The following is a 25,069-nucleotide window of genomic DNA, read 5'->3' as shown; positions in this document are numbered from 1 at the left end:
AACTATACATATTATGAAAGATCACTCACAACCAGAACCAGGTCATATAATGCAAATAGGCACAGGATTTTGGGCTTCCAAAACATTGCTTACTGCCGTAAATTTAGATTTATTCACTCATTTGGCGGTACACAGGTCGATGTCTGCAGCTGAAATCAAAAAAACATACAACTTTCAATGTACGGACAGGCATCTCTATGATTTTTTGGATGCCTTGGTAGCCTTAAACCTATTAGAAAAAGAAGGCAACTTAACATCAGCTCTTTATTTTAATACTAAAGACACTGATGCTTTTTTAGATATGAATAAAAAAGCCTATATCGGTGGTATTTTAAAGATGATGAACAACAGGCTTTACAGCAATTGGGGAAATCTACAAGAAGCCCTTTCTACAGGAAATTCACAAATTGAATTTAATAATCCATCTGAAAACCTATTTGATGACCTATATAAAGACGAAAGCCGCCTAAAAGAATTTATAGATGCCATGAGTGGTGCCCAAATGGGCAATTTTATGGCTTTTACCAATACTTTTGATTTTACGAGGTATAACACTCTTACAGATGCAGGCGGTTCAAGCGGTTTACTTTCAATAATGGTAGCTACGCATCAGCCGCATATGAAATGTACAAGTTTCGACTTACCTGAAGTCGAGTCAATTGCTAAAAGTACCATAGACAAATTCAACCTTACGGACCGGGTATCTGTAGCTTCCGGCAACTTTTTTAACGACCCAATTCCTGCTGCCGATATTGTTGTCATGGGGAATATATTACATGACTGGGATGAAGAGAACAAGCAAAAGCTTATAAAAAAAGCATATGAAGCATTACCAAAAGAAGGTGTTTTTGTAGCGATCGAAAACCTGATCGACAATGATAGGCGGAAAAACTCCTTTGGTTTGTTAATGAGCTTAAACATGCTCCTGGAAACCAAAACAGGTTTTGACTATACCTTTAATGACTTTGAAGGGTGGATACTAGATGTGGGATTTAAAAATGCATCTTTTATTCCTCTTGCCGGTCCGGCATCTGCTGCTATTGCTTATAAATAATTTTCGTAACTTATTGTACTCAAATAAATAACAATGGACGAAATAATAAAAGAATATAGTAATGATGAACTGACCATCGTTTGGAAACCCGGGAAATGTATTCATTCCGGGATTTGTGTTAAATTACTTCCAGAGGTATACAATCCTAAAGACAAACCCTGGATCCGAATCAAAAACACGGATACACAGCAATTAAAAGATCAAATAGCCAAATGCCCATCGGGGGCTCTCAGCTATTACATGAACGATCAAAACAATAAAGAATCTAAGAGTTTAGACACCCGGGTTGAAGTATTGCCAAATGGTCCATTATTAATATACGGAACCCTGAAGGTTCAGGATAAAGAAGGGAATATTGAAGTAAAAAATAAAACCACAGCATTTTGCAGATGCGGAGCTTCCAACAATAAACCATACTGCGACGGGTCGCACCTGAAGGTTAATTTCAAGGATTAAGATATCCAGTTCTTAAAGTCCTTTACCCTGTCACGACTTACTATGATCTGATGTTCGTTAAAATCATGAAGCTTAATCTCTAACCTATTGTTTGAATAATCCAAAATATCTTTGATCGCATCGACATTAATAAAAAACTTTCTGCTTACGCGGAAAAAATTTTCAGGGGCGAGCCCATCGGCCAAGGCTTCTAACGAAAAATCAATAAGGTAGTCCCGTCCGTTCTTGGCATGTATAAACGTTGCTTTATCATGACTATAAAAACATTCGATATCATCGACAAGAATCAATTTAATGTGAGTACCAACCTTTACTGAAAAACGCTTTTTATATATTCTTTCCAACGGGTTAACCAACAGTTTTTTTATATCGTTGAAATCTATGTGTTCGGCTATAGGGTTAGGCTTAAAACATTTGTATTTTTCTACCGCTTTTGCTAATTCCTCTTCATCGATTGGTTTAAGCAGGTAGTCTATACTGTTCAGCTTAAAAGCCTGTAGCGCATATTCATCATACGCAGTAGTAAAAATGACGGCACTTTTTACTTCTATATTTTCAAAGATTTCAAAAGACAGGCCATCGGACAATTGAATATCTAAAAAAATAAGATCCGGATGCTTGTTATTCTCAAACCAGTTAAGCGATTCTTCTACCGAATGTAAAACACAACTAACCTTAACATTTAATGCTTGTAAAATCCTTCTGAGCCGTCTGGCAGCAGGTGCTTCGTCTTCTATAACAATTACCTCCATTAATATGATCTGCTTTTATTGATTTCGTTTTTTTCCTGATTTATGAACTCCTGTAATTTTCGCTGCTCCCAGTCTTTTCCGAAAAGAGCATCAATTCCAAACACAGCTACGGCATGAAATGCCAATCCTATCCCCCAAAAGAAAGCCGTTGCAAATGTTTCAAAACTCCAGAAACCATCTCCGCTGTAAAAGCCTATCAAAATAATAAGAAAAATATTTACAATCACATAACTCGCTAAATGACCATAAAAACCTTTAATTTTATCCAATCTTTTTTTGGCTCTGTGATAGAGCTCCTGTTCTTTGTAGTTTTCCATCTTGGTCGTTTTAATCATTGTCCTGTCCATAATTAATACCAGTACTTCTTTTTTCTTTTTCCATAAACTGTTTTATCTTTTGCTCTTCCCAATCCCTACCGAACACCTTATGGGCGCCGAATACTGAAAAAGCATGAAAAGCAATCCCCAGACCCCAACCAAATGCCGGAAACCAAAACCATTTGATTTCATCCCAGGTTGTCATATAGTTCACATAGGCCAGTACCGGTATGACGATCAGGTATGTTATCAGGTTCCAATAAAACCCTTTCAGGTTCTCTACCTTTTTCTTTGCTCTTAAATATGCATCTTCTTGATCGAATGAATTCATAATATTTATTTTTTAACGCCATTTAGATTTAGATTTTTCCTCTTCCATATACTGCCGAATTTTTCTTTCTTCCCAGGAAAACCCGGGACCGTATATTTTAAATGCCTGAAAAGCAAGCCCTATTCCCCAGCCTATTGCTGGAAACCAAAACCATTGGAAATTCCAATAAACCTTGTAATTTATAAATGCCAGAAATGGAATTACAATTACGTAGGAAGCCAAACTCGAATAGAATTCTTTTAACTCATCTACTTTTTTTCTGGCTCTTAAATAGCTATCACTCATATTTTCAGATTTCATAATATTGATTATTTTGGTTAATAATGGAAGCTTTACAATAAATGCTTCCTGATTTTTCTCTATAATAACCTCCCGTGAGGATAATATACTGTATCGTTGTTGAATATTTCTTAATCCCACCCCACTGCCTTTTTTCCCCAGTGTTTCTTTAGGCTGGAGATTATTTTCAATAACAAGGCTGTTATTTTTTTCGTATATTTTAATTTTAAGCGGATTTGAAGAACTGACAACATTATGTTTTACCGTATTCTCCAGCAAAAGTTGTAACGACAAGGGAACCAGTTTAGCTTCCGGATTTGACAAATGATCAGGGATTTCAAAAAATATACTATCCTCGAATCGCATTCTCAACAAACTTATATATGTCTTTGCAAATGCCAGCTCTTCCTCAACTGATACCAGGTCTTTATTTTTTTGTTCGAGGACGTACCTGTAGATTTTAGATAAAGCCGTGGTAAACTGCTGTGCTGCTTTAGGGTTTTCATCAATTAAACTCGTTAAAACATTTAAGCTGTTAAACAGAAAATGCGGATCCAGCTGATTCTTTAATGCATCAAACTGAGCAGTTGCCGTGCCTGCAATAACCTTTTGTTGTTTTACTCTTTTTTCCTGAAGGGCTTTATAAAAATAAAAGGCATGGAAAAAGACCGTTACCGTTATCGTTATAAAAAAAGCCACAACATAAAACCCGACTTCTTCTCCCCTTATAAATTCATTCCATGATTCGGCATTAATGCCTATTTCCGTAAAAACACGCAACAGGAAAATTGCTATGATGGTTATCACGACAGAACCGGTTCCTCCAACAAGTATCCTGTTTACCGTATAATTATTATTCGGATAATACCGGCGAAGGAATATAAAAAAATAAGCATTGGTCAAGTATAACACGACTGCATAAAGCTGATTAAACAAGAAATCCGTTAATAATGTTTCGTCGAACTGAAAGTTATCATACATAAGTATCTGAACTCCTTTCAGGATGATGAATAATACAATTCCGAGACCAAAAGCCCTGATTATATTTCTTATGAGTTTCATTTGATTTCCTGGATTAAAAGCTTATTTGCTGATAAATATCTTTAGTAGCTACAACAAATTTTGCGTCCTTCCATTTAGGGGGGCCGAACTTGGCAGGTGCATTATTCGAACAGGCTACAGGTTCTTTCGGGATCATCCCCATAAACATATCAAGTTTATTATCGTCGTCTTCATCATGAAAAACCCCTATTGCATATACGCCGGCTTCTACGTTCTTAAAAGTTACCGTTGATGTGTCTTTATCAATTTTACCTGTCATTCCCCTGAAAGGTACCTTTAAAAACGCCTCCTCTGTATTGTAAAGGGCTACCATGGCTTTTCCTTCGTCGTTCTTAAAATTTGTAATCTTTACGACTATGTTTACTTTTTCTGTTTCTTGAGCCTTTAACGGAAGCTTGCTTATAAGGAACAATACTAATAAGAGTACAAAGCGGATCATGATATTTTGTTTTTTTGATATTCAAATATCTGTCTAAATTGCATTTTATAAAAAAATGAATAACTGAATTGTTATTTTTAAGTGATGAATCGTATGATCTATTTACATAGCAGACAATTTAATGATTTTTAAAACGAAAAGATTAACTATCCGCTTATTAAAAAAAGAAGATCTTCCTTCTTTTTACAGGCTACAAAACAGTCAAAAGGTGATGAAATATACAGGATCTATGCCTCAACACCTCGCTGAATGTACTACTGACCTAAAGGACTTGATAACTAAGTACAGTAAAACCAATAATAACTTTTGGGTTTGGGCCATAGAAAATGAGAACAATATCTTTATCGGTACCTGTGCCATTATTTTTAATGATAAAAAAGAATGGGAAATAGGTTATCGATTTATAGAAGACTTTTGGGGTGTTGGATACGGAACGGAAATAACCCAGGGGTTAATTGAATATGCTTTTGGTCATTTACAGTTAAAACAACTTAAAGCATACGTCGACAAAAGGAATGTCGGTTCTGTGAAAATTCTGGAAAAGCTCTTTAATTATAAAAGTACATACTGGAATAACAAAGATAATTGCTGGGATATGGTTTTTGAAATTTGTAACATCTAAAAAGAGGCCGTCTAAAAGGTCTGTTTCCGCCAACCCGAATTCGTTTCAGGTTTTCACCATAATCTGTGAACCAACATGATGTTATTCAGAAATAAATTCAGAATAACATTTTGACACCTTTTAGACGGTCTTCTTTTAATTAGCGACTTCGCTTATGAATTTTATCCGGTATAATCTCAGTTCGTCATCTTCATAGTCTCCGTCAAACTCTTCAATGGCATCAGAGATCTTATCTGTTTCAGCATCGATGAAATACTCGTATATTTCTTCTTGCTGGTCTTCATCCAATATCTCATTAATCCAGTAATCTATATTGAGCTTCGTTCCCATATAAACTATCTGTTCCATTTCTTTAATGAGTTCTTCCATACTAAGCCCTTTCGCATCAGCTATATCATCTAAAGCCAGTTTTCTGTCAATATTCTGAATGATATACAGCTTAAGGGTTGAATTGGCCCCGGTTGACTTCACAACCAGATCGTCCGGTCTTGTTATGTCGTTATCATCCACATACCTTTTAATCAGGTCTGCAAAAGGCTTGGCATATTTTTTTGCCTTTCCTTCTCCTACCCCGTGTATATTGCCAAATTCCTCGATACTGATAGGATATTTTAAAGCCATATCTTCTAATGACGGGTCCTGAAAAACAGCAAATGGCGGGATATTGTGCTTTACGGCTTCTTTTTTGCGGAGGTCCTTTAACATTACCAACAATTTATCATCTGCTACCACACCTCCACCTTTTGATGCCGTAACAATAGAGTCGTCCTCAACATCGTCGTATACATGATCTTCCGTCATCGTAAACGACTTCGGTTTTTCAATAAATTCTTTTCCGGCCCTGGTTAACTGCAAAACTCCATATTGCTCTATTTCTTTTTTCAGCAATCCTGATACCAGTACCTGACGTATTAACGCCATCCAGTATTTATTATCACGGTCCTTTCCGAGGCCGAAAAAAGGCTTTTCATCCGTCTTATGAGATTTTATAAGGGCATTCACCTTTCCTATTAAGGTATTAACAATTTCTTTGCTCTTAAATTTCTGTTTGGTATCTTTTACTGTTTTAAGAAGTGTTACAACCTCGTTTTTTGCTTCGTGTTTCTTTTTGGGATGACGGACATTGTCATCCATATCTGCCCCATCGCCATTTACTTCGTCAAACTCCTCCCCGAAATAATGAAGTATGTATTTCCTTCTGGACATTGAAGTTTCTGCATAAGCCACGATATCCTGTAGCAAGGCAAAACCAATTTCCTGTTCTGCTACAGGCTTGCCGCTCATAAATTTTTCGAGCTTCTCGATATCCTTATATGAATAGAAAGCCAGACAATGTCCTTCTCCTCCATCTCTGCCAGCCCTGCCGGTTTCCTGATAATAGCTTTCAATACTTTTCGGAATATCGTGGTGAATCACAAAACGAACATCAGGCTTGTTCATCCCCATTCCAAATGCAATCGTGGCAACAACCACATCAATATCTTCCATTAAGAACATATCCTGATGTTTCGCCCGCGTTTTTGCATCCAGCCCGGCATGATATGGAACCGCCTTAATTCCATTCACCTGTAATGTTTGTGCCAGTTCTTCTACCTTTTTACGGCTTAGACAATAGATAATACCCGATTTTCCGGCATTCTGTTTTACAAACCGGATAATATCTGCATCGACATTTTTCGTTTTAGGTCGCACCTCATAATACAGGTTCGGTCTGTTAAACGACGCTTTAAAAACTTTCGCATCTCCCATTTGCAGGTTTTTAATAATATCTTCCTGCACTTTAGGGGTAGCAGTTGCTGTTAGGGCAATGATCGGAATATCATCTCCTAAACGTTTGATTATGGTACGGAGATTTCTGTATTCGGGTCTAAAATCGTGACCCCATTCAGAAATACAATGCGCTTCATCAACAGCTACAAAAGAAAGTTCAACAGAACGTAAAAATTCTACATACTCTTCTTTTGTAAGTGATTCCGGTGCTACATATAACAATTTTGTCACACCGTTCTTAATATCACTTTTTACTTTTTTTACTTCAGTTTTATTCAATGAAGAATTTAACACATGAGCCACGCCACTATCTTCCGAGATACCTCTAATGGCGTCAACCTGATTCTTCATTAATGCGATTAATGGGGAAACCACAATTGCCGTGCCTTCACTAACTAAGGCCGGAAGCTGGTAACACAACGATTTCCCACCTCCCGTAGGCATAATAACAAAAGTATTCTTATTGTTTACGATGCTCTTTATAACACCTTCCTGTAATCCCTTAAACTGACCAAATCCAAAATACTGCTTCAGCGCCGCGTGTAAGTCAATTTCAGCTGTATCCATCCTATCGTTTTACTATTTTACATACATTTGCACAACTAAAGATAATACATTCTTTATTTATTACAAATCATATAAAACACAAAGTTTGAAACGCAAAGATACAATCATAGCTACAGCAAAAAAAGCTATTGACACAGAATGTGAAGCAATTCAACATCTTAGTAGTTTGGTTGATGAAGAATTTGCAGATGCCATAGAATATATTTACAATTCAAAAGGACGCGTAGTTATAACCGGTATTGGTAAAAGCGCGATCATAGCCACTAAGATCGTAGCCACTTTAAACTCTACCGGAACGCCTGCCATCTTTATGCATGCCGCCGATGCCATACATGGAGATTTAGGAACAATACAACAGGACGATGTTATTATTTGCATCTCAAAAAGCGGGAATACCCCCGAAATAAAAGTATTGGTTCCTTTATTAAAAAACGGCCCTAACAAACTTATTGCCATTACAGCCAATAAAGATTCGTTTTTAGGACAGCAGGCCGACTATGTTTTAAATGCTTATGTTGAGAAAGAAGCCTGCCCTAATAATCTTGCACCAACATCCAGTACAACTGCTCAATTAGTGATTGGAGATGCGTTGGCCATCTGTTTATTAGAACTAAAAGAATTCGGAAGCAGAGATTTTGCTAAATACCATCCCGGCGGTGCCCTGGGTAAAAAACTGTATTTAAGGGTGCATGATATTTCTGCATCTAACATGAAACCTGAAGTTGGCACCAATACCCCTGTCAAAGATGTCATTGTTGAAATTACTGAAAAGATGCTCGGTGTTGCCCCTGTTACTGATCATGGGAAAATTGTAGGGATCATTACTGATGGGGATATCCGTAGAATGCTTAACAAACACGATAAAATAAACGGCTTGAAAGCCGCAGATATCATGTCGGGAAACCCAAAAACCATAGAGGCCGATGCTATGGCTGTCGATGCCCTTGAACTTATGGAAAGTAACGGCATCTCTCAACTCGTTGTGGAAGAAAACGGGAAATACGCAGGAGTTATTCACTTACACGATTTAATAAAAGAAGGAATTATATAATGGCAAAGAAAAACGCTCAGGAAATGTCTTTTCTTGACCACTTAGAAGAGCTAAGATGGCATTTAATAAGATCAACAGCTGCTATTTTAATAATTGCAATTATTGCATTTTTTGCTAAGCATTTTATTTTTGATGTAATTATTTTAGGCCCCAAAAAGCCAGAATTCATAACATATCGATTTTTCTGCGATATTGCAAGAACCTTAGGTCTGAATGAATCCTTTTGCGAAGGTCCCCAGTTTAGAATTCAAAGCCGGACTATGGCCGGACAGTTCTCTGCGCATATGTGGACCTCGATATGGGCAGGAATCATACTGGGCTTCCCTTACATCTTATACGAACTATGGAAGTTTATAAGTCCGGGTTTATATGAAAATGAACGTAAGCATGCCAAGGGTTTTATTTTTGTAGCCTCCCTTTTATTCTTTACCGGTGTGCTTTTCGGTTACTATATCATTTCTCCTTTATCGGTTAATTTTCTGGCAAATTACACGGTCAGCAAAGAAGTTTTTAACGATATAGATTTAGCCTCGTATATTTCCACAGTCCGGTCATCTGTACTAGCTTGTGGTATTATATTTGAACTCCCAATTCTTATATTTTTCCTAACGAAAATAGGTGTCGTAACACCTGAATTCTTAAAGAAATACCGAAAAATATCTTTGGTTATTGTGCTCATCCTTTCAGCATTAATAACCCCTCCTGATGTGGCTAGCCAAATTATCGTTGCAATCCCGATTGCTATCCTCTATGAAGCGAGTATCATTATCTCGAAAATTGTACTGAAAAGGGAAAAAAGAAGAGAACAAGAACAAAATTCATTGACCAAAAATGCCTAATCAAGTAGAAGAATTTAACGCGTATCGAGCTAAAATGAACAAGCGCATTTTAGAGGATACCGACAAAGTAACGAAACGTATATTCAATTTAGATACCAATGCTTACATGCCGGGCGCATTGGATGTAAAAACCAAAGAATTACTTGGCCTTGTGGCATCTGCCGTATTACGTTGTGACGATTGTGTAAAATACCATTTAGAGACCTGCCACAAAGAAGGTTTGAGAAAGGAAGAGGTTTTTGAAGCATTGAGTATAGCCACGTTGGTTGGGGGTACTATTGTTATCCCACATTTGAGAAGGGCATACGAATTTTGGGATGCGCTCGAAGAGTCAAACAACAATTCTTAATGTTTCTTTAAAAGCAGCTGTTTTCATAAGTATTTGTCTATTTTTGAAATTCTGAACTCCAAGACATGAAGCTAAGAGCCGAAAATATAATGAAGTCCTATAAAGGACGAAAAGTAGTGAAGGGAATATCCCTGGAAGTGAACAGAGGCCAGATTGTCGGTTTGCTTGGCCCGAATGGAGCCGGTAAAACCACTTCATTTTATATGATCGTTGGCCTTATCAAACCAAATGGAGGGAAAATTTACCTGGACAATACTGAAATCACAGATTTCCCCATGTATAAACGTGCACAGCACGGGATAGGGTACCTGGCTCAAGAAGCTTCGGTGTTCAGAAAGTTAAGTATTGAAGAAAATATTCTGAGTGTACTCCAGCTTACAAAGCTCTCAAAAAAAGAGCAGTATATGAAGATGGAGGCCCTTATTGATGAATTCAGCCTGGGGCATATCCGTAAAAACAGGGGCGACTTACTATCCGGAGGAGAAAGAAGGCGAACCGAAATTGCCCGTGCACTGGCAACTGACCCCAGCTTTATATTACTGGATGAGCCTTTTGCCGGGGTCGATCCGGTTGCTGTTGAAGACATACAACGTATCGTTGCCCATCTTAAAGACAAAAATATTGGCATTCTTATTACAGACCACAACGTTCAGGAAACCCTTGCCATTACAGAACGATCTTACCTCATGTTTGAAGGAAGCATCTTAAAGGCAGGAGAACCGGAAGAATTGGCTGCCGATGAAATGGTTAGAAAAGTATACCTGGGACAGAATTTCGAGCTACGTAAAAAGAAATTAGATTTTAACGCAAAATAACTTCCTTTAAGGACTGCCTACCTTGTTGCTTTCATCATATTATCTATACCCGACATCACGACATACAACACAACAATAACAGGTATCGCCATATACTGAAGGGTCATCAGCAAAATCAAGCTCAAAGATAAAAAGCTATACCTGGTTGCATTCTCTTTTAATCTCCAGCTCTTGAACTTTAAAGCGAATAGCGGAATCCGGGCATTCAGCATATAAGAACTCAACAATGTTACCGCAATCAAAAACCATTTGTTCAGGATAAGCTCATTTACCATATCATTTCCCTGATAAAACAAGATCAAAGGAAGTGATAAAACAAAAAGTGCATTGGCCGGTGTCGGCAATCCAATAAAAGACGACACCTGTTCTTCATCGATATTAAACTTAGCCAATCTATATGCAGATGCCAGAGTGATCAATAATCCCAAAAAAGGCAATACATCCAAACCGGAAGAAAACCAAACCACCCCATCGGCAGTTTCTTTGTCAACTTCCCATGAGGTCAAGCTATTTCCCATTCCTAGGAGCTGGAACATTACAATTCCGGGAACCAAGCCACTGGTTACCATATCAGCCAACGAATCGAGCTGAACTCCTAAATCACTTTGTACATTAAGCATTCTTGCGGCAAACCCATCAAAAAAATCGAAAAAAATACCTATGAACACAAAAAATGCCGCTACCTCCAGCTGGTTTTTCACAGCGAATATGGCTGCTACAGAACCACAGAAAAGGTTCAGTAAAGTAATGAGATTAGGTATATGTTTCTTCATTTTTAAAATATTTTGTGTAAAAATAAGGTTTTTATAACGATGATTAATAGTACAATTAATGTGATTTTTTATTCCATGAACAGATTATGAGATATATTTATAAAAATATGAGATATTTGTAAAAAATCGACTTTCTTCAAAATACATTAAATGAGTTGATAATTTAAATTCAAATGAAAAAAAATTACCTGCTGGCTGCATTTACCGGCTTATTACTTGCTATGGCGTGGCCAACATACGGATTACCTGTATTAGGCTTCATTGCTTTTGTCCCCCTCCTGTTCGCCGAGAAAAATATCCGGGAATCTGACAGCAATAAAAAAGGGTTAAAGGTATTCGGGACTGCTTACCTCAGTTTTTTAATATGGAATTCTATAACGACCTGGTGGTTATGGTATTCGAGTGCTTTCGGAATGTTTTTCGCCATCCTGGTAAATTCATTGCTAATGGCCTTGGTATTCCTCATTTATCACAAAGTAGCCAATAAATTACCCACCAAAATACATCTCGTTTTTCTACCTGCTATCTGGATGGCTTTCGAAAAATTTCATCTAAACTGGGATTTTTCCTGGCCGTGGTTAAACCTGGGGAATCTGTTTTCTGAATACACTTCCTGGATACAATGGTATGAATACACAGGTACTTTCGGTGGTTCGTTATGGATCTGGATCGTAAATATTGGTCTTTTTAAGACCTATGAGAAATACATTCAAGAAAAAAACAAAAAAGTATTATCGACAGGGGTTGGTAAAAATATTTTATTAATAGCCATCCCCGTTATTATTTCCTTTCTCATTCTTAAAAACTATCAAGAATCGAAAAACACTGTCGACGTTATCCTCATTCAGCCAAATGTAGATCCCTACACTGAAAAATACGACCAAAAAAATGTTCAGATAACCAAAGGACTCATTGCCCAGGCATCGGAAAAGATCGACCAAAATACAGACTATGTGATTGCCCCTGAGACGGTACTTTCCGAATGGTATCCAATTGAGCAATTCGATGTAAGTCCCCAGCGTAAAGCCCTGCAATCACTATGCTTGCAAAACAAGAACCTAAACGTCATTGTCGGTGCTGTTTTATACCATATGTATGGTAAAGGCCCAAAACCTTCAAAGTATGCGAATATAACGAGGCAAGGAGATTGGTACGACGAGTACAATGCAGCGCTGCAGGTAAACAATTCAGACAGTACCCAGTTTTACTATAAATCAAAACTGGTGGTAGGAGTTGAAAATTTTCCTTTCAAGCCGCTCCTGGAACCTCTTTTAGGGAACATACTATTAGATCTGGGAGGAACAATCTCTACCAAAACCATACAAAAGGACAGAGGTGTTTTTACTTCTAAGGACAGAAAAGGAAAAGCCGCTCCGATTATCTGTTACGAATCCGTATATGGTGAGTTCGTAACAGGATATGTCGAAAATGGCGCAAATTTTCTGGCTATCATAACCAATGATGCCTGGTGGGATAAAACACAGGGACACCAACAACACTTAAGTTACGCCAGACTGAGAGCAATAGAAACAAGGAAGAGCATTGCCCGAAGTGCCAATACAGGAATCTCTGCATTCATCAACGAAAAAGGAGAAATACGAGATACTTTGCCCTATGATACAAAAGGCTCCTTAAAAGGAACGATAACAATCAATGACAAAAAGACTTTTTATGTTAAGTACGGTGATTTTATTGCAAGGACAGCCATACTTATCGCGGGGTTAATTGTCTTATTTGCTATTGCCCGTAAAAAATCTTGATCGTAACTTGCCTCGTACTTGAAGTGTTAACTTCTAAAATTTTGAATTTATCTCAATGAACTATCTTTCAGTAGAAAATATCGCCAAATCGTATGGAGAACACATCTTATTCTCTGACATATCTTTTGGTATTAATAAAGATCAAAAAATTGCTTTGATTGCTAAAAATGGTACCGGGAAAACCTCGTTATTAAATATTATTACCGGTAAAGACATCCCCGATAGCGGGCAAGTGGTTACAAGAAACAGTTTAAACATTGCTTTTCTTTCTCAGGAACCGGATCTCATTCCTTCGTTAACCATAGAAGAAACCATTTTTGCATCAGAGAACAAAATCCTTAAAGTAATTCACAACTACGAAAGAGCATTAAAAAACCCTGAAAACGAGAGTGCCTATCAAAAGGCCTTCGAGCAAATGGAAATACACCAGGCCTGGGATTTTGAAACTCAATATAAACAGATACTATTTAAACTAAAGCTTGACAATTTAGAGCAAAAAGTATCTTCCTTATCAGGAGGGCAGAAAAAGAGGCTGGCTTTGGCCACCATACTTATCAACAAACCTGATTTATTAATTTTAGACGAACCCACCAATCACCTCGATCTTGAAATGATCGAATGGCTGGAAGTTTATTTTGCTAAAGAAAAGATTACCCTCTTCATGGTAACCCACGATCGTTACTTCCTGGAACGGGTCTGTAACGAAATTCTTGAATTAGATAGCGGACAATTGTATCAATACAAAGGCAGCTATTCTAATTATCTGGAAAAAAGAGAACTCCGGATGGAATCGGAAGCCTCAAGTGTTGAAAAAGCTAAAAACCTATATAGAAAAGAGCTCGACTGGATGCGCAGGCAACCAAAGGCCCGTACTACCAAGTCAAAATCCCGCATCGACGATTTTTACCTCATAAAAGAAAAGGCCAATGAACGAAGAAAAGAGCACCAGGTTACCCTGGAAATCAACATGGAACGCCTGGGAAGCAAAATAGTAGAGCTTCACAACGTTTCTAAGTCATTCAAAGAAAAAAAGATCGTTGATAAATTCAGTTACAACTTCACTAAAGGCGAACGCATCGGGATCATTGGTAAAAATGGTACCGGTAAATCAAGTTTTCTTAATCTCCTGACAAAATCCTCAGAGCCTGATACCGGAAAAATTGTTGTCGGCGAAACCGTTAAGTTCGGTTATTACACCCAAAGTGGTATCCAGGCCAAATCAGGACAAAAGGTAATAGACGTTATCAAAGACTTTGGTGAATTTATTCCCCTGACAAAAGGAAGGACGATTTCTGCCGCCCAGTTACTTGAACGCTTTCTTTTTGACAGAAAAAAACAATATGACTTTGTCGAAAAGTTAAGCGGAGGCGAATTAAAAAGACTTTACCTCTGTACCGTATTAATACAAAACCCGAATTTCCTCATCCTTGATGAACCGACAAATGACCTGGACATTGTAACGCTCAATGTGCTGGAAAATTTTCTGTTAGACTACCCCGGTTGTCTTGTTGTAGTTTCACATGATCGGTATTTTATGGATAAGATTGTCGATCACTTGTTTGTTTTCAGAGGCAATGGAATCATCGAAGACTTTCCCGGAAATTACAGCGATTTCAGGGTTTATGAAGATAGCACAACCCCAGTCGAAGAAAGCGTATCTGCTGATAAGAAAGAAAAGAAAAGCTGGAAGAAAGATGCCAATAGCGGGTTAAGTTATAACGAACAAAAAGAATACAACAGACTTGAAAAAGACATTAAAAAATTAGAAGAAAAGAAAGCTTTAATAGAAGCTTCTTTCCTGAACTCCGACCTTTCGGGGGAAGAAATAAACAAACAATCCGTTCATTTACAAGAAATTATAAACGAAATAGAAAAAAAGACAGAACGCTGGTTCGATCTTTCTACAAAATTAGAACAATAAATCTTCTATTTTCCTACATAAACTATCAACAAACCTTGTTAATAAAAACACAATGTATTTCATCGAATTTTTACGTCTTTTTATCGACAAAATGAATTTTATCACTAGTTTAGTTCTTAAGAATAAGTTAACACTTACTCTTTTAAACCCCAAACAGTACTTTAGAATAGCCCCAAGTTTTTTTAAAGTACAGAACAACCAAGATTAACCTAAATGTTGACTTTTTATGAAGAGACAACTACTTAACCTACTCGTTGCTACGGTAATGATGATCTCCTGTAGTAAAGATGATTCAACCGAAGATGTCATCCCTAAAAGCAGTCTGAAGCAAATTGAAAGCTTTAAATTTTTGGCTTCAGAAAATGAAGGGCTTGATGTTGATGTCACAGCTTCTATCAATGAAAGCGCAAAGCAGATAACGGCTACCATGCCCTTCGGTTCAGACATCTCCAAGCTAAAACCCACAATCAAAAGCTCTGCATTGTCAAAGGTAACACCAACTACAGATACCCGTATTGATTTTTCACAGGCTGTAGAATATGGGGTTATTGCAGAAGACCAGACATCAACCATCTATACGGTAAACGTCGATGTCGCCAAAAGCTCAGAAGCCAGGATCACTGATTTTAACCTTCTGACTTCGATAAATAATGATGGCACCAATAGTAACCAGATCTATTTTGATGTATATGGAACTATAGATGAAACCAATAAGACCATCACGCTTCACATTCCTGAAGGCAGTTTGGATGCTGACCTTATTCCTTCCGTCGAATATTCAACCGGAGCTACAATCAGCCCTTCAGCAGAAAACCCATTGACTGAAGGGGTAGATTATATTATAACTGCTGAAAACGGAGACACGAGCACGTATAAAATTATATATAACTATATACCCAACGAACGTAAAATATTAATTGATCTATATCATGCCAATCAAAACAACCTGCTAAACTGGGATATAACCTCGCTCAATATTGCCGAATGGGAAGGGATAACGCTATATGACCAACGCGTTAATCAGATAGATTTTACAAATAAGGACATCGAAACTTTAACTGCGGACGTAGGCAAATTATCAGAGCTTACCGATCTGGTTGTCCAGAACACCGATAGCGACCTGAAATTGACTTCCATTCCTCAAGAAATCGGAAATCTTACAAAACTCAGATCGTTGTTTCTAAACGGCAACAGCATTGAGACCATCCCTTCATCCATAGGCAACCTGGCTGAATTAGATCGATTGGCATTAAATTCAAACAAACTTTCGTCACTTCCGGAAGAAATCGGAAACCTCACCAATTTGAAATGGCTGATCCTAAACGACAATGGCCTCCAGTATTTACCTGGTTCTATCGGTAATTTATCTAACTTAACCGAGCTTTTCCTGAATAATAACCGTTTACTTGAACTCCCCGAAGGGATTGGGAATTTACAGGCTCTAAAAGTTCTCAGGCTAAGAACAAATTCGTTGATAGAATTAAATAATTCTATTGCCGAAATGCCCCAAATAGAAACAGTGGATCTGGGATACAACAACTTCAGAGAATTCCCGTCCCAGCTGATTGAGATGCAGAATCTGAAGAACATTCTTTTTGATGGCAATCGCTTAAGGACCGTTCCGTCTGAATTGGGTAATATGACAAATCTGGAAATTGCATCATTTTACCGCAACAGATTGTCTGTATTACCGGAAGAACTGGGCGACTTAAACAAATTGAAAACACTCAACATCCAAAGAAACTTTTTATGGTCCATCCCTCAAAAAATATGTGATTTGGAATCAAATTACGGAACTGAGATTATTAAAGATAACCGTACCGATTGCCGTAACTAACAGCAGCTATATTCTTATTTTGATTTTACACATGTGGAGACTTCACTGTAAACAGTGAAGTTTTTTCGCTTATTTTTGTAATTCGTAAACAATCAAAAATCCGCTTGTTCTTGTTTAAATATTTTAAATTCTTCATTGAATCAACGAATCAACACGGAGTGCATTCTCCCTTCGTTTATCATCTTACAACCAAAGCATTTTACACGAAAACAGAAACTGATATCTCAAAAAAGCTAAAATCAGCATTGAAACGGTCGGGGAAAAACAGTTTTTCATCATTAAAGAAGGCCCGGCTTTTTTACAAAATCATACACTATTTCGATGCAAAACATATCTTAACGATTGCATCCACACCACAAACTATCTTCACTCTTGCCGCAGATATTTCAAAAATTCATAAAATAACATCCCTCAATGACAAGAACGTGCCGGCTTACGTTTCTAACACGAAACAAGAACAGCAACAAATCTTCGATGTCATTTTTATCAGTACAGAAGCACTTAATTTCATAAATCCGGAAGACCTTTATACTTTATCAGAAAAAAACACCCACGATGGAACTGCTATTATCCTGGATCGTATCCACAGCTCCGAAAGCACAAACAAAAAATGGCTAGAGCTCAAGAACAACCTTTCTTTTAATGTAACTATCGACCTTTATCACTGCGGGCTGCTATTCAAAAGACAAGGGCAACAAAAAGAACATTTCTGCATTAGGGTTTAATAAAAGCTGTTTGTACCTTAGCTATCAACAAAGAAAATACTATGAAAATCTACACTAAAACAGGAGATAAAGGCAAGACCTCATTATTTGGAGGCACCAGGGTTCCCAAACATCATATACGTATAGACAGTTATGGTACTGTTGATGAATTAAATTCATGGATTGGTTTGCTTCGTGATCAAAAGACTGATCAAAACACAAAAAGGGTATTGATCAGGATTCAGGATCGTTTATTTACCTTAGGTGCCATATTGGCAACACCCCCTGAAAAAGAGATATTAAAAAGCGGCAAACCAAGACTTAACATTCCTAAAATAACTGAAAAAGATATCATTTTACTTGAAAATGAAATAGATCAAATGAACGGCTCATTACCCGCAATGACCCATTTTGTACTCCCCGGCGGCCATCAATCCGTGTCATATTGTCACATCGCAAGAACCGTGTGCAGACGGGCAGAAAGATGTGCCTCCCATTTATTTGAAAATGAACCTTTTGACGAAAAAATCATCCAATACCTCAACAGACTATCCGACTATCTGTTTGTACTGGCACGAAAGTTGTCATATGATCTTCAAATTGATGAAGTAAAATGGATTCCTGAAAAGGAAAGCTAATCTTGTTTTAATAAGATTTTAACATTCAAAAGTCGATTTTTTCATAGAAAAATGATTACGTTCTTAAAAATTATGTAATTCGTGCATTTTTTACTTGACTTTTTACATTTAAAATTTATTTTTGCAAGAAATTAAAATTAATATTGAAAGATGTATTGGACTTTAGAATTAGCATCTTATTTAGATGATGCGCCTTGGCCTGCTACCAAAGACGAATTGATAGACTTCGCCATCAGAACCGGTGCACCTCTCGAAGTGGTCGAAAATCTACAAGCAATTGAAGATGAAGGAGATATGTACGAATCGATTGAAGAGATTTGGCCAGATTACCCTACAGAGGAAGATTACCTCTGGAATGAAGATGAATATTAACAAACATTATTATTATTAAACGCAAAAAGTCTCACTAGAGGCTTTTTTTTTGCGTAATTTTGAACTAAAACATATAGAAGCAGTTATGAGTTTAATGAATTCCCTAATTAAGGTCTTTGTTGGAGATAAGGCGAAGAAAGACGTTAAAGAAATACAACCCATCGTAGATAAAATAAAATCTATTGAAAATACACTTTCTGAATTATCACATGACGAACTGAGAGCAAAGACGGAAGCCTTTAAGGAGCAAATAAAAGATGCCCGCGCTTCGATCGACCAACAGATTGAAAATCTACAGCAAGAAGCTGATACCACTGAAGATATAGACAAACGTGAAGAACTTTATAACCAGATCGATCAACTCCTTGAAGAGGGAAATCAGATTGATGAAAAAACACTCAATGAGATACTGCCTGATGCTTTTGCGGTCGTGAAAGAAACTGCAAAACGTTTTGCTAATAACGAGACTATTACTGTTACTGCTTCCTCTTATGATCGTGAACTATCGGCATCTAAAGATTATATTACCCTTGATAATGAAAAAGCAATTTGGAAAAACTCATGGGATGCTGCCGGAAAAGAAGTAACCTGGGATATGATCCATTACGATGTACAGTTGATCGGCGGTATTACACTTCACCAGGGTAAGATTGCCGAGATGCAAACAGGAGAAGGTAAAACATTGGTGGCTACGCTTCCTGTATATTTAAATGCGCTTACAGGCAAGGGGGTTCATCTGGTTACTGTAAACGATTACCTGGCAAGAAGGGATAGCACCTGGATGGCTCCGATTTTCCAGTTTCACGGATTGTCCGTAGATTGTATCGACAACCACCAGCCCAATTCGGAATCACGTAGAAATGCATATAAAGCTGATATCACTTATGGTACTAACAACGAATTTGGTTTTGACTACCTTCGTGATAATATGGCGCATTCTCCGAAAGACCTGGTTCAGCGGCCACATAACTTCGCCATTGTCGATGAGGTCGATTCTGTTCTAATCGATGATGCCCGTACTCCTTTAATCATTTCAGGGCCTGTTCCTCAGGGAGACAGACATGAATTTAATGAATTAAAACCAGTTGTAAACGATCTGGTAAGTAAACAACGACAGTACCTGAACGGCGTGCTCGCCGAAGCTAAAAAACTAATTGCAGAAGGAAATGCTAAAGACGGTGGGGTCTTATTGTTAAGAGTACACAGGGGACTCCCAAAAAATAAAGCTTTGATTAAGTTTTTAAGTGAAGAAGGAATCAAGCAATTGCTTCAAAAAACTGAAAACTTCTACATGCAGGACAACAACCGTGAAATGCCAAAGATTGATGAGGAGTTGTTATTTGTAATTGATGAAAAGAACAATCAAATAGAACTTACAGACAAAGGAGTCGAGTACCTTTCGAAAGATACTGACGATTCTGAATTCTTTGTAATGCCTGACATCGGAACTGAGATTGCCAAGATTGAAAAACAAAACCTTCCTGTTGAAGAAGAAGCAGAGCTTAAAGAAGAACTGTTTAAAGATTTTGGTGTTAAGAGCGAACGTATTCACACTATGAATCAGCTGCTTAAAGCCTATGCTCTTTTTGAAAAAGATGTTGAGTATGTAGTGATGGATAACAAGGTTATGATCGTCGATGAACAAACCGGACGTATTATGGATGGTCGTCGATACTCAGATGGTCTCCATCAGGCAATAGAGGCTAAGGAGAATGTAAAAATAGAGGCTGCAACACAAACTTTTGCTACGGTAACGCTCCAGAATTATTTCCGTATGTACAACAAACTTGCCGGTATGACAGGTACCGCCATTACAGAAGCAGGTGAATTCTGGGAAATTTATAAACTGGACGTGGTTGAAATTCCGACGAACCGTCCGATTGCCCGTAAAGACAAAGAAGACCTTATCTACAAAACCAAAAGAGAAAAGTACAATGCTATTATAGATGAAGTGGTTCGCTTGGTAGGAGAAGGAAGACCTGTACTGGTAGGTACGACCTCTGTTGAGATCTCAGAATTATTGAGCAGGATGCTTCATATAAGAAAAATAAAACACAATGTACTGAATGCCAAACTTCACAAAAAAGAGGCTGATATTGTTGCTGAAGCCGGCCAACCCGGAGTCGTGACTATCGCTACCAACATGGCAGGTCGGGGTACTGATATTAAATTAATCAAAGAAGTAAAAGAAGCGGGAGGTCTGGCTATTATCGGAACAGAAAGGCACGATTCGCGAAGGGTAGACAGGCAGTTGAGGGGGCGTTCCGGACGTCAGGGAGATCCAGGGAGCTCACAGTTCTATGTGTCGCTTGAAGATAATTTAATGCGTTTGTTTGGTTCAGACAGAGTAGCCAAACTAATGGATAAGATGGGACTTGAAGAGGGAGAGGTTATTCAGCACTCTATGATGACCAAATCTATTGAAAGAGCCCAGAAGAAAGTAGAAGAAAATAACTTCGGAATACGGAAACGTCTATTGGAATACGACGATGTCATGAACGCTCAACGGGAAGTAGTCTATAAACGACGTCGCCATGCATTGGAAGGAGAGCGTCTTAAGGTAGATATCGCTAACATGATGTACGATACTTGTGAGGTTATTGCCGAAACCAATAAACAAGCCGATGATTATAAAAATTTTGAATTTGAGCTTATTAAATATTTTTCTTTAACATCTCCGATTTCTGAAGAAGAATTTAAAAAGCTCTCCTATATGGAGATAGCTTCTAAAGTATATAAAGCAACATACCAGCATTATACCGAAAAAATAGAGCGTACTGCTGCTACCGCCTTCCCGGTTATCAAAAATGTGTATGAAAATCAATCCGATAAGTTCGAACGCATTGTGGTTCCTTTTACAGATGGTATAAAAACCTTAAACGTGGTTACCAATCTGGAGGAAGCATATAATTCCGGAGGAAGGAAATTGGTTGCCGATTTTGAAAAGAACATATCTTTAGCTATCATCGATGATGCCTGGAAAAATCATTTGCGTAAAATGGATGAGCTCAAACAATCTGTTCAGCTGGCTGTTCACGAACAAAAAGATCCGCTGTTAATATACAAGTTTGAAGCCTTTGAACTTTTTAAAACAATAGTAGACAAGGTTAATAAAGATGTAATCTCCTTCTTGTTCAAAGGTGAGCTCCCGACTCAGGATTCCAGCAATATTAGTGAAGCCAGGGACGTAAAGAGAAAAGAAAGCTATAAAACCTCTAAAGAAGAAATTCCCAACCTTGACGAAAGAGCAGCAGAAAGCAGGGCGGCAGGGCAAACCCAAAGACCCCAGGTTACTGAGACCATCACCAGGGATAAACCTAAAATCGGAAGAAACGAACGGGTTACCATAAAAAATGTAATGAGCGGCGAGAGCAAAGAACTTAAGTACAAGCAAGCTATTCCCCTGATTGAAAAAGGAGAATGGGTTTTGGTTGAACATGAATAAACATTTCATCTATAATTAGTTAAAATCCTGCTATATGCAGGATTTTTTTATTTTTATAACACACTTAAAACTAATTATGGAAACCTACGCCAAAGCATTATTATTCGCCATCCCTGTTTTTGTGATTTTGGTACTGATCGAAATATTGTACGGATATCTCATAAAAAAACATACCCACAAACCTCTCGATACCATATCAAGCCTAAGTTCCGGGCTCACTAACATTGTAAAAGACTCGTTGCCCCTTATTCTCATTTTTGTCTCTTACCCTACTCTTTTAAAACACCTCTCCCTATTTAGAATCGAAACAACCTGGATAACCTACGCCATAGGTTTTGTGGCTTTGGACTTTGCAGGCTACTGGAATCACAGATTAAGTCACCGAATTAACTTCTTTTGGAATCAACATGTAATACACCATAGCAGTGAAGAATTCAACCTGGCCTGTGCATTGAGGCAGTCTATATCAAATATCCTGGGGTACTTCCCCCTATTATTGATTCCTGCTGCAGTAATGGGAGTACCGGCTAAGGTAATAAACATCCTGGCTCCTATTCATTTATTTTTACAATTCTGGTATCATACCAAATATATTGGTAAATTAGGTTGGTTGGAATACATCATTGTTACGCCATCTCAACACCGGGTTCATCATGCTATCAACCCGGAATATATTGATAAAAACCTCGGGCAGATATTTAGTATATGGGATAGATTGTTTGGTACTTTTCAGGAAGAACTAAACGATATACCTCCTGTTTACGGCGTGCTTAAACCGGCTCAAACCTGGAATCCTATCCTTATTAATTTTCAGCATTTATGGCGACTGATAAAAGATGCCTGGCACGCGAAAAGCTGGGTCGATAAGCTTAGAATATGGTTTATGCCCACAGGATGGAGACCCGAAGATGTAAAAGAAAAGTATCCATACAGCATCATAGAAAATGTATACAGCTTTCATAAATATGAAACTAAATCTAACCGCAGCTTCATTAGCTATGCTGCTTTCCAGCTATTGGTCTGCACAGCATTGATGATGTTTATGTTTTACAACTATACGAACATAGGGTTAAAAGGTTTGCTGTTATACGGGGGCTTTGTTTTTACCGGTATTTTCGGATATACATCACTAATGGATCATAAAAATTATGCCAAGTATATTGAATATACAAGAGGTTTGGCCGGTATTATGTTCATCCTTTACACAAAAGATTGGTTCGGTATTGATGAACATATTGCAGGTGGGAGCTTATACGTGACTGTATATTTTGCTGTGACCATTATAGGCGGATGGTATTTTTCGTCTTTTAACAGAAAACAACACACCCATGCAACTATTTAAACTGATTAAAATACATCCTTTTCATCAATGGAATCTGAATCAAAATAAAGGCTAATGCTACCATTAATATTATAGTGGTTGTATCAGAAAAGTGAAACTTTTCAAAAAGATTGATCTCCCCTAATTCTATTTTATCAGATATCCCATACCCTTTTAAAACAGAATCCCGCTGCGAAAACTTTATCAAAAGAACTATAGAAACAGTTAAAAAAGAGGCTATTACACCCCATCCCCGTTTTTTTATCAAAGGAGTGTAAATATATGACTGTTCTTTCTGTATTTTTATCATTAAACGATCCATAAATTCATTAGAGGGTTTATCCAAACCCACTTCATAAATTACTTTTCTTGTAAAGTCATCTAACTTCTTTTCTTCATCTGCACTCATACGGTTCTTTTTAAAGATTCTACCTCGTTTTTAAGCAACTTAAAAAGCTTTTTTCGGCTTCTGAACAGCTTTATTTTTATATTATCCAACGAAACATCTACTATTTCAGCGATATCTTTAAGCGGCAATTCTTCAAAGTAATATAAAAGTATTATAACCTGCTCATCTGACGATAATTGCTTAATCGCGTTTTGTATTGTAGCATTCCGTTCTTTTTGTTCTAATACATCTATCCCATTTTCCAGCATCCCTACTTCTCCTTCATGAACATGCTCAATAAGCTCGGTAGTATTAAAATTACGGCTATAGCTCTTAATGTTGTCCAAGCAGGCATTATATGTTATTCTATATAGCCAGGAACCAAATTTAGCCTTTCCTTTATACTTCCCTAAGGAATGATAACACTTAACAAACACCTCCTGGGCTACATCTTCAGCTTCCTCTCTGTTCTGAAGCATTTTTAAGGCGATCGAAAATACCATATCCTGGTACTTTCTTACCAGAAACGAAAAGGCATTTGTATCCCCCTTTAATGCCTGTTGTATATAAGTATGGTCAGATTGGTTCGTCATTCGTTATATATGACTGTCAAACTACTGGGGTGGTTACAATTTTTGATAAAAAAATATTTTAACCTTTTTTGTAACCAAAACAAAATAACGGCAGTCTTAACAACAAACGGGTTCGTTCCCTGTCAAAAAAAAACAATTAACCTAAAAATTAAAACCATTATGGAAGTAGTTATTTTTTTCGGTCTTCTTTTCGCAACTGTATTCGGAATGTATTACTTATTCATTACCGCAAGAAATAAGGAGCGTATGTCCTTAATCGACAAAGGTGCCGATGCGTCTATTTTTTACAGTGCTAAAAAGCGTATCACTCCTATCTGGAAAATAATTGTAATCAATATCGGATGTTTATCTACAGGGATTGGCATAGGTGTCGTTCTTGGCATGCTAATCAGCCCCTTGGTACCATACAGTAATGAACCCATAATTATTGGTGGTATTTTTATATTTGGCGGTCTTGGTCTATTAACAGGATTCAAAATTGCAGAAAAACTAGAGTAAACAATCTTGGAGCCAGCTCGCGCATGGACATAACATTTCGACACAAGCCCCATGAAATTGCGTTAGGAATATTTCACAAGGGAAAGCCCCGTAAACTTCTTTCAGAAACGTTTCAC

25 protein-coding genes are annotated in these 25,069 nt (G+C 37.5%); 16 read left to right on the top strand and 9 right to left on the bottom strand.

Features of this window, described 5'->3' with window-relative positions; all coding sequences use genetic code 11:
* The first annotated feature begins 13 nt into the window (after positions 1-13).
* Both MQE36_RS11025 and MQE36_RS11020 read left to right on the top strand, forming a co-directional pair.
* Positions 14-1,054 (top strand): acetylserotonin O-methyltransferase, encoded by a 1,041-nt coding sequence (locus MQE36_RS11025; protein ID WP_242936029.1) that lies wholly within the window; start codon positions 14-16, stop codon positions 1,052-1,054.
* 33 nt (positions 1,055-1,087) lie between these two features.
* Positions 1,088-1,510: a (4Fe-4S)-binding protein gene (locus tag MQE36_RS11020; protein ID WP_242936028.1), complete on the top strand. Its 423-nt coding sequence runs from the start codon at positions 1,088-1,090 to the stop codon at positions 1,508-1,510.
* Here MQE36_RS11020 and MQE36_RS11015 read toward each other — a convergent pair.
* Genes MQE36_RS11015 through MQE36_RS10995 form a run of 5 tightly spaced genes read right to left on the bottom strand, consistent with a single transcriptional unit; the run spans position 1,507 to position 4,690 of the window.
* On the bottom strand, positions 1,507-2,262 hold the full coding sequence (locus MQE36_RS11015; protein WP_242936027.1) for a LytR/AlgR family response regulator transcription factor: 756 nt from the start codon (positions 2,260-2,262) through the stop codon (positions 1,507-1,509). The genes MQE36_RS11020 and MQE36_RS11015 overlap by 4 nt on opposite strands.
* Complete coding sequence (locus MQE36_RS11010) at positions 2,262-2,579, bottom strand: 2TM domain-containing protein (RefSeq protein ID WP_242936026.1); 318 nt, start codon at positions 2,577-2,579, stop codon at positions 2,262-2,264. The genes MQE36_RS11015 and MQE36_RS11010 overlap by 1 nt, the downstream gene beginning before the upstream one ends.
* 10 nt (positions 2,580-2,589) lie before the next feature.
* Positions 2,590-2,910 carry a 2TM domain-containing protein gene (locus MQE36_RS11005; RefSeq protein ID WP_242936025.1) on the bottom strand — a complete coding sequence of 107 codons (321 nt, stop codon included), beginning with the start codon at positions 2,908-2,910 and terminating at the stop codon, positions 2,590-2,592.
* 12 nt (positions 2,911-2,922) lie between these two features.
* A complete protein-coding gene (locus MQE36_RS11000; RefSeq protein ID WP_242936024.1) occupies positions 2,923-4,251 on the bottom strand; it encodes a histidine kinase in 1,329 nt (442 codons plus the stop codon).
* Positions 4,252-4,264: 13 nt separating this feature from the next.
* Positions 4,265-4,690: a DUF2141 domain-containing protein gene (locus MQE36_RS10995; RefSeq protein ID WP_242936023.1), complete on the bottom strand. Its 426-nt coding sequence runs from the start codon at positions 4,688-4,690 to the stop codon at positions 4,265-4,267.
* A 121-nt stretch (positions 4,691-4,811) separates the two neighbouring features.
* Between MQE36_RS10995 and MQE36_RS10990 the strand changes: the two genes are divergently transcribed.
* Positions 4,812-5,312, top strand: coding sequence for a GNAT family N-acetyltransferase (locus tag MQE36_RS10990; protein ID WP_242936022.1), 501 nt, complete (start codon positions 4,812-4,814; stop codon positions 5,310-5,312).
* 135 nt (positions 5,313-5,447) lie between these two features.
* Here MQE36_RS10990 and recQ read toward each other — a convergent pair whose 3' ends face one another.
* Positions 5,448-7,649 (bottom strand): DNA helicase RecQ, encoded by a 2,202-nt coding sequence (recQ, locus tag MQE36_RS10985; RefSeq protein WP_242936021.1) that lies wholly within the window; start codon positions 7,647-7,649, stop codon positions 5,448-5,450.
* Positions 7,650-7,734: 85 nt separating this feature from the next.
* Here recQ and MQE36_RS10980 point away from each other — a divergent pair, with 85 nt between their 5' ends.
* From MQE36_RS10980 to lptB, 4 genes are all read left to right on the top strand, one after another.
* Positions 7,735-8,700: a KpsF/GutQ family sugar-phosphate isomerase gene (locus MQE36_RS10980; RefSeq protein ID WP_242936020.1), complete on the top strand. Its 966-nt coding sequence runs from the start codon at positions 7,735-7,737 to the stop codon at positions 8,698-8,700.
* Complete coding sequence (tatC, locus tag MQE36_RS10975) at positions 8,700-9,539, top strand: twin-arginine translocase subunit TatC (RefSeq protein ID WP_242936019.1); 840 nt, start codon at positions 8,700-8,702, stop codon at positions 9,537-9,539. Before MQE36_RS10980 ends, tatC begins: the two co-directional genes overlap by 1 nt.
* Positions 9,532-9,888, top strand: a complete 357-nt coding sequence (locus MQE36_RS10970) for a carboxymuconolactone decarboxylase family protein (RefSeq protein WP_242936018.1) — start codon at positions 9,532-9,534, stop codon at positions 9,886-9,888. Before tatC ends, MQE36_RS10970 begins: the two co-directional genes overlap by 8 nt.
* A gap of 65 nt (positions 9,889-9,953) precedes the next feature.
* Positions 9,954-10,703 (top strand): LPS export ABC transporter ATP-binding protein, encoded by a 750-nt coding sequence (lptB, locus tag MQE36_RS10965; protein WP_242936017.1) that lies wholly within the window; start codon positions 9,954-9,956, stop codon positions 10,701-10,703.
* Between the two features lie 17 nt (positions 10,704-10,720).
* Here lptB and MQE36_RS10960 read toward each other — a convergent pair whose 3' ends face one another.
* Positions 10,721-11,476: a CDP-alcohol phosphatidyltransferase family protein gene (locus MQE36_RS10960; RefSeq protein WP_242936016.1), complete on the bottom strand. Its 756-nt coding sequence runs from the start codon at positions 11,474-11,476 to the stop codon at positions 10,721-10,723.
* A 173-nt stretch (positions 11,477-11,649) separates the two neighbouring features.
* On the opposite strand from MQE36_RS10960, the gene lnt reads away from it, so the two are divergent.
* From lnt to MQE36_RS10920, 8 genes are all read left to right on the top strand, one after another.
* Positions 11,650-13,236, top strand: coding sequence for an apolipoprotein N-acyltransferase (gene lnt / locus MQE36_RS10955; RefSeq protein ID WP_242936015.1), 1,587 nt, complete (start codon positions 11,650-11,652; stop codon positions 13,234-13,236).
* 55 nt (positions 13,237-13,291) lie between these two features.
* On the top strand, positions 13,292-15,157 hold the full coding sequence (locus MQE36_RS10950; protein WP_242936014.1) for an ABC-F family ATP-binding cassette domain-containing protein: 1,866 nt from the start codon (positions 13,292-13,294) through the stop codon (positions 15,155-15,157).
* A gap of 226 nt (positions 15,158-15,383) precedes the next feature.
* Positions 15,384-16,994 carry a leucine-rich repeat domain-containing protein gene (locus tag MQE36_RS10945; protein ID WP_242936013.1) on the top strand — a complete coding sequence of 537 codons (1,611 nt, stop codon included), beginning with the start codon at positions 15,384-15,386 and terminating at the stop codon, positions 16,992-16,994.
* A gap of 110 nt (positions 16,995-17,104) precedes the next feature.
* Entirely contained in the window at positions 17,105-17,719 is a 615-nt protein-coding gene (locus MQE36_RS10940; protein WP_242936012.1) for a hypothetical protein, read from the top strand.
* 41 nt (positions 17,720-17,760) lie between these two features.
* Positions 17,761-18,336 carry a cob(I)yrinic acid a,c-diamide adenosyltransferase gene (locus MQE36_RS10935; RefSeq protein WP_242936011.1) on the top strand — a complete coding sequence of 192 codons (576 nt, stop codon included), beginning with the start codon at positions 17,761-17,763 and terminating at the stop codon, positions 18,334-18,336.
* 150 nt (positions 18,337-18,486) lie between these two features.
* Positions 18,487-18,708 carry a DUF2795 domain-containing protein gene (locus MQE36_RS10930; protein WP_242936010.1) on the top strand — a complete coding sequence of 74 codons (222 nt, stop codon included), beginning with the start codon at positions 18,487-18,489 and terminating at the stop codon, positions 18,706-18,708.
* 85 nt (positions 18,709-18,793) lie between these two features.
* Positions 18,794-22,153, top strand: coding sequence for a preprotein translocase subunit SecA (gene secA, locus MQE36_RS10925; protein WP_242936009.1), 3,360 nt, complete (start codon positions 18,794-18,796; stop codon positions 22,151-22,153).
* Positions 22,154-22,229: 76 nt separating this feature from the next.
* Positions 22,230-23,495 (top strand): sterol desaturase family protein, encoded by a 1,266-nt coding sequence (locus MQE36_RS10920; RefSeq protein WP_242936008.1) that lies wholly within the window; start codon positions 22,230-22,232, stop codon positions 23,493-23,495.
* Here MQE36_RS10920 and MQE36_RS10915 read toward each other — a convergent pair.
* Both MQE36_RS10915 and MQE36_RS10910 read right to left on the bottom strand, forming a co-directional pair.
* Positions 23,488-23,883: a hypothetical protein gene (locus MQE36_RS10915; protein ID WP_242936007.1), complete on the bottom strand. Its 396-nt coding sequence runs from the start codon at positions 23,881-23,883 to the stop codon at positions 23,488-23,490. The genes MQE36_RS10920 and MQE36_RS10915 overlap by 8 nt on opposite strands.
* On the bottom strand, positions 23,880-24,455 hold the full coding sequence (locus MQE36_RS10910) for an RNA polymerase sigma factor (RefSeq protein WP_242936006.1): 576 nt from the start codon (positions 24,453-24,455) through the stop codon (positions 23,880-23,882). Before MQE36_RS10910 ends, MQE36_RS10915 begins: the two co-directional genes overlap by 4 nt.
* Before the next feature lie 159 nt (positions 24,456-24,614).
* Here MQE36_RS10910 and MQE36_RS10905 point away from each other — a divergent pair, with 159 nt between their 5' ends.
* Positions 24,615-24,953, top strand: coding sequence for a DUF6249 domain-containing protein (locus MQE36_RS10905; protein WP_242936005.1), 339 nt, complete (start codon positions 24,615-24,617; stop codon positions 24,951-24,953).
* The last annotated feature ends 116 nt before the right edge of the window (positions 24,954-25,069 follow it).

It is taken from the genome of Zhouia spongiae (assembly GCF_022760175.1).
Taxonomy (GTDB): Bacteria; Bacteroidota; Bacteroidia; order Flavobacteriales; family Flavobacteriaceae; genus Zhouia; species Zhouia spongiae.
The sequence above is the reverse complement of the archived record's forward strand: the minus strand, read 5'-3'. Positions and strand labels throughout refer to the sequence as shown.

Bases quoted from the DNA above. Each gene is read 5' to 3' on its own strand.
- MQE36_RS10930 (WP_242936010.1), top strand. From the start codon at position 18,487: ATGTATTGGACTTTAGAATTAGCATCTTATTTAGATGATGCGCCTTGG.
- MQE36_RS11025 (WP_242936029.1), top strand. From the start codon at position 14: ATGAAAGATCACTCACAACCAGAACCAGGTCATATAATGCAAATAGGC.
- MQE36_RS10950 (WP_242936014.1), top strand. From the start codon at position 13,292: ATGAACTATCTTTCAGTAGAAAATATCGCCAAATCGTATGGAGAACAC.
- MQE36_RS11000 (WP_242936024.1), bottom strand. From the start codon at position 4,251: ATGAAACTCATAAGAAATATAATCAGGGCTTTTGGTCTCGGAATTGTA.
- lnt (WP_242936015.1), top strand. From the start codon at position 11,650: ATGAAAAAAAATTACCTGCTGGCTGCATTTACCGGCTTATTACTTGCT.
- MQE36_RS10905 (WP_242936005.1), top strand. From the start codon at position 24,615: ATGGAAGTAGTTATTTTTTTCGGTCTTCTTTTCGCAACTGTATTCGGA.
- MQE36_RS11010 (WP_242936026.1), bottom strand. From the start codon at position 2,579: ATGGAAAACTACAAAGAACAGGAGCTCTATCACAGAGCCAAAAAAAGA.
- MQE36_RS11015 (WP_242936027.1), bottom strand. From the start codon at position 2,262: ATGGAGGTAATTGTTATAGAAGACGAAGCACCTGCTGCCAGACGGCTC.
- recQ (WP_242936021.1), bottom strand. From the start codon at position 7,649: ATGGATACAGCTGAAATTGACTTACACGCGGCGCTGAAGCAGTATTTT.
- MQE36_RS10960 (WP_242936016.1), bottom strand. From the start codon at position 11,476: ATGAAGAAACATATACCTAATCTCATTACTTTACTGAACCTTTTCTGT.
- MQE36_RS10910 (WP_242936006.1), bottom strand. From the start codon at position 24,455: ATGACGAACCAATCTGACCATACTTATATACAACAGGCATTAAAGGGG.
- MQE36_RS11020 (WP_242936028.1), top strand. From the start codon at position 1,088: ATGGACGAAATAATAAAAGAATATAGTAATGATGAACTGACCATCGTT.
- MQE36_RS10970 (WP_242936018.1), top strand. From the start codon at position 9,532: ATGCCTAATCAAGTAGAAGAATTTAACGCGTATCGAGCTAAAATGAAC.
- secA (WP_242936009.1), top strand. From the start codon at position 18,794: ATGAGTTTAATGAATTCCCTAATTAAGGTCTTTGTTGGAGATAAGGCG.
- tatC (WP_242936019.1), top strand. From the start codon at position 8,700: ATGGCAAAGAAAAACGCTCAGGAAATGTCTTTTCTTGACCACTTAGAA.
- lptB (WP_242936017.1), top strand. From the start codon at position 9,954: ATGAAGCTAAGAGCCGAAAATATAATGAAGTCCTATAAAGGACGAAAA.
- MQE36_RS10920 (WP_242936008.1), top strand. From the start codon at position 22,230: ATGGAAACCTACGCCAAAGCATTATTATTCGCCATCCCTGTTTTTGTG.
- MQE36_RS10935 (WP_242936011.1), top strand. From the start codon at position 17,761: ATGAAAATCTACACTAAAACAGGAGATAAAGGCAAGACCTCATTATTT.
- MQE36_RS10995 (WP_242936023.1), bottom strand. From the start codon at position 4,690: ATGATCCGCTTTGTACTCTTATTAGTATTGTTCCTTATAAGCAAGCTT.
- MQE36_RS10990 (WP_242936022.1), top strand. From the start codon at position 4,812: ATGATTTTTAAAACGAAAAGATTAACTATCCGCTTATTAAAAAAAGAA.
- MQE36_RS11005 (WP_242936025.1), bottom strand. From the start codon at position 2,910: ATGAATTCATTCGATCAAGAAGATGCATATTTAAGAGCAAAGAAAAAG.
- MQE36_RS10915 (WP_242936007.1), bottom strand. From the start codon at position 23,883: ATGAGTGCAGATGAAGAAAAGAAGTTAGATGACTTTACAAGAAAAGTA.
- MQE36_RS10945 (WP_242936013.1), top strand. From the start codon at position 15,384: ATGAAGAGACAACTACTTAACCTACTCGTTGCTACGGTAATGATGATC.